Here is a 3031-nt window from a genome sequence, read left to right as displayed (position 1 = left end):
GGCCTCGCATACGGCGCCCATCTCCTCGTAGCCGTCCTCGTGCATCGCGTCTCCTCCTTGTCAGTGCCATTTGGCGTTCGTGTCGTTGAATCCGCCGCGTTCCAGGTCGCACAGCTCAAGCGAGATGGGGATGCCGGGCAGCCCCCCGAGCTTGATCAGGAACTTGCCCATGCCCTTGAGGGCGGCGTGGGCGCGGAAGTTGGTCGGCGTGGCCCAGTCGTCGAGCAGGTCCTCCTCGCGCGCCGACACCGGCAGGCCGCTCTCGGAGCGCAGGAAGCGCGACACCTCGGTGCGGCTCAGGGCGCCGAGGACCTTGATCTTCGAGCGTTCCACGAATCCGCGCGCCTTGGCGTTCTGGGCGGCGGTGTCCAGGCACATGAGGTCGGCGAACGTGTGCGTGATCATGATCTGCCCGACGCCCCACTGTCTATTAAGGCGGGTGAGCAGGTCGAGCGAGTCGACCATGAGCGGGCTGGCGCGCAATGCGCGGTGCATCTCGTCGAGGATGATCACGTGGTTGCGCGCCGGGGCGAGGCCCGCGTCGGCGAGCACGTCCGCCTTGTTCTTGGCGGCGAACGCGCTCGTCCAGGTCGCGGCGAGGGTGGCCGCGACCACGTCGTCGCCGCCCTGGGCCAGCGCGCTGATGTCCCAGTCCACCGGACGCGTCAGGTCGACGTGCTCGGTGGTCTGCTCGCAGAACAGCCGCCCGTACCGGCCGCGCGGGTTGGCGATGCCGTGCAGGCTGGCGATCAGGTCCCGGGTGGCCCGCCGGTAGCGTTCGTCGTCGTCGGGGGCGTCGAACACGGCTGCGGCGCGCACCGCGTCGGGGCCCGCCTGGATGAGGTCGCGCAGGTCGGCGACGACCGGGGGCACCGCGTCGCCGCCCGTATGCTCGTGCAGGATCTGCAGGCTGGTGGACAGGATGTTGGATTCCACGTCCGAGACGGTGCGCGCGCCGTCGGCGCGGCCCGAACGCGAGATGGTGAGCACGATCTCGAGCAGCGTCTTGCGCCTCTCGTGCCAGTCGGCGAGCATGTCCGCGCGCGCGTCGCCCGTCACATGGCGCAGCGCCGCATGCACGTCGCCGGGGTCCATGATGTTGATCGAGCCCACGCCGGCGCCCAGCCGGATGACCTGGCCGCCGAGCATGCGCGTGAGCGGCGCGTAGTCGGGTTTGAGGTCGCCCGGGATGATCGCGTGCATGCCCAGGGCGGCCAGCCCCCACACCTGACGGCGCACGAACGTGCTCTTGCCGATCGCGGGCAGCCCCATGACGAACATGGAGGGCTGCTCGATGATCCCCGCCTTGAACCAGCTGATCGGGTCGCAGCACACGGCCGCGCCCGTCGCCAGGGACCGGCCGACCGGCACGCCGTCGACGGGCAGCGCCATGTCCGTGGAGAACGGCCAGAAACCGCCGCACACCTGCGTCGACGCGCCGTAGAACTCGTCGACGCTCGGCATCAGGGCGGCGCGCCCGCCCCCGACGCCGGCCCGGCCGGCCCATGTCGTGCGCGCGGCCGCGTGAGACCGGTCGGCGCTCACGGGCTCCTCCAGCGCGCCCGCGCTGAACGCGTCCTCGTCCATGTCCCCGCCGTGTCGCCGCCATGCCATGGCGTCCTCCTTTCCTATCCGACTTTCCTATCCGATGAATCCGGTCAGCGTCGACGGCTTGTAGCTGCGCACGTCGAAGCCGAGCGGCAGGCATGCGGCGAAGCCGGTGTCCTGCGCCGCGTAGCAGGGACGCAGGTTGATCTTCGCGGCGCCGGCCGCGGATTCGACCGCGTGGCTGGCGGCCTCCAGACGCGCCTCCTCCTGCTCGCCCGCGCGCACCGTCGCGGTCACCAGCAGGCCGAAGTACACCAGGACCGCGCCGTCCGCGGCCTCCTCGGCCTGCCGGTTCGACATGGCCATCTGCTTCGACGCCTTCATGGAGGGGCGTTTCTCCTGGCTGATCTGGTTGACGGCCTTCTGCCGGTTCTGCTCGACCATGAACGCGGTGCGGTCCGAGGGCACCGCGTGGAAGATCAGGGTGACGCGTTTGCGGTCGACGTCGCGCAGCGGCCCCAGCAGCGCGGCCAGCGTGCCGCTCGTGACGTTGCTGGCCGGCGGGTCGCACATCTGCCAGGTCCTGGACAGGCCCGAATCGTGCCGGTAGTAGTCCCAGCGCGCCTCCGCGGCGACGGGGCCGGCGTCGCGCCAGTCGACGTACGGCGCCTCGTCGCGCTCCTCGATCGTCTCCTGGGCGCGCGGATCGTACGCCTGGGCGACCAGGCGCGCGATCTCGTCGGACGTCATGCACCGCGGCGTGCCGCCGCCCGCGTCCGTGATCCTGCCCGTCAGCGACGGGATCAGCTGGCCGATGCGGCGCGCGGCCTCCTGACGGTCGAGCCATTTGCCCTTGCGGTCGCGGTAGCGGAACGTCAGCGTGAGGATCGTATCGCTCGACGCGCCGCCCTGGGCGTACGAGTCCATGACCTGGCGCATGCAGCGGGCGGCCAGGTCCGGCGCGTCGTCGACCATGTGCCGGGTCAGGGATCGGCGGAAGCGCACGCCCGAGTCGGGCGCCGTGTCGACCGTGACCGCGAGCTGGGCCACGCCGTCCTCGTCGGCCAGCGATTCGAGCACGTGCGCCCAGGCCGCCACGTACGCGTCCTCGACGTGGTCGTCGGCCATCGCGGTGCCCTGCGGCTGGCACGCCATGAGCAGCGCGTACTCGCCCGTGTGCCCGTGCGACACGAGCGTGAACCGGTGGCCGAACGGGTCGGATGCCTCCACGAGCGTCACCTCGGAGCAGATGCCCGGCAGCGCGCACACGCCGGATTCGACCGGCGCGAGCATCCCGGAGCGGTACAGGGCGGCGCGCGAGCGGATCTGGCGGCGGTACGCGGCCCGTTCCAGCTGCCGGTCGGCGATGTTGCGGTGGGCGCGGTCGCGCACCGCCAGGACCGCGACCGTCCCCTCGCCCACCGCCAGGATCGCCAGCGCGACGAGCGGGTTCGCCATCATCACGAAGATGCCGACCACGAGG

General features: G+C 71.5%; 2 protein-coding genes. Both read right to left on the bottom strand.

The features are described 5' to 3' along the window. Positions 1-60: 60 nt before the first annotated feature. Entirely contained in the window at positions 61-1587 is a 1527-nt protein-coding gene (locus B1400_RS09285; RefSeq protein WP_407641090.1) for an ATPase, read from the bottom strand. A gap of 54 nt (positions 1588-1641) precedes the next feature. Further along, positions 1642-3031: SCO6880 family protein (locus tag B1400_RS09770; protein WP_095614093.1), on the bottom strand; the 1390-nt coding region annotated here is incomplete at its 5' end.

The organism is Bifidobacterium italicum (assembly GCF_002286915.1).
GTDB classification, from domain to species: Bacteria; Actinomycetota; Actinomycetes; order Actinomycetales; family Bifidobacteriaceae; genus Bifidobacterium; species Bifidobacterium italicum.
This window is presented reverse-complemented; position numbering and strand designations above follow the sequence as displayed.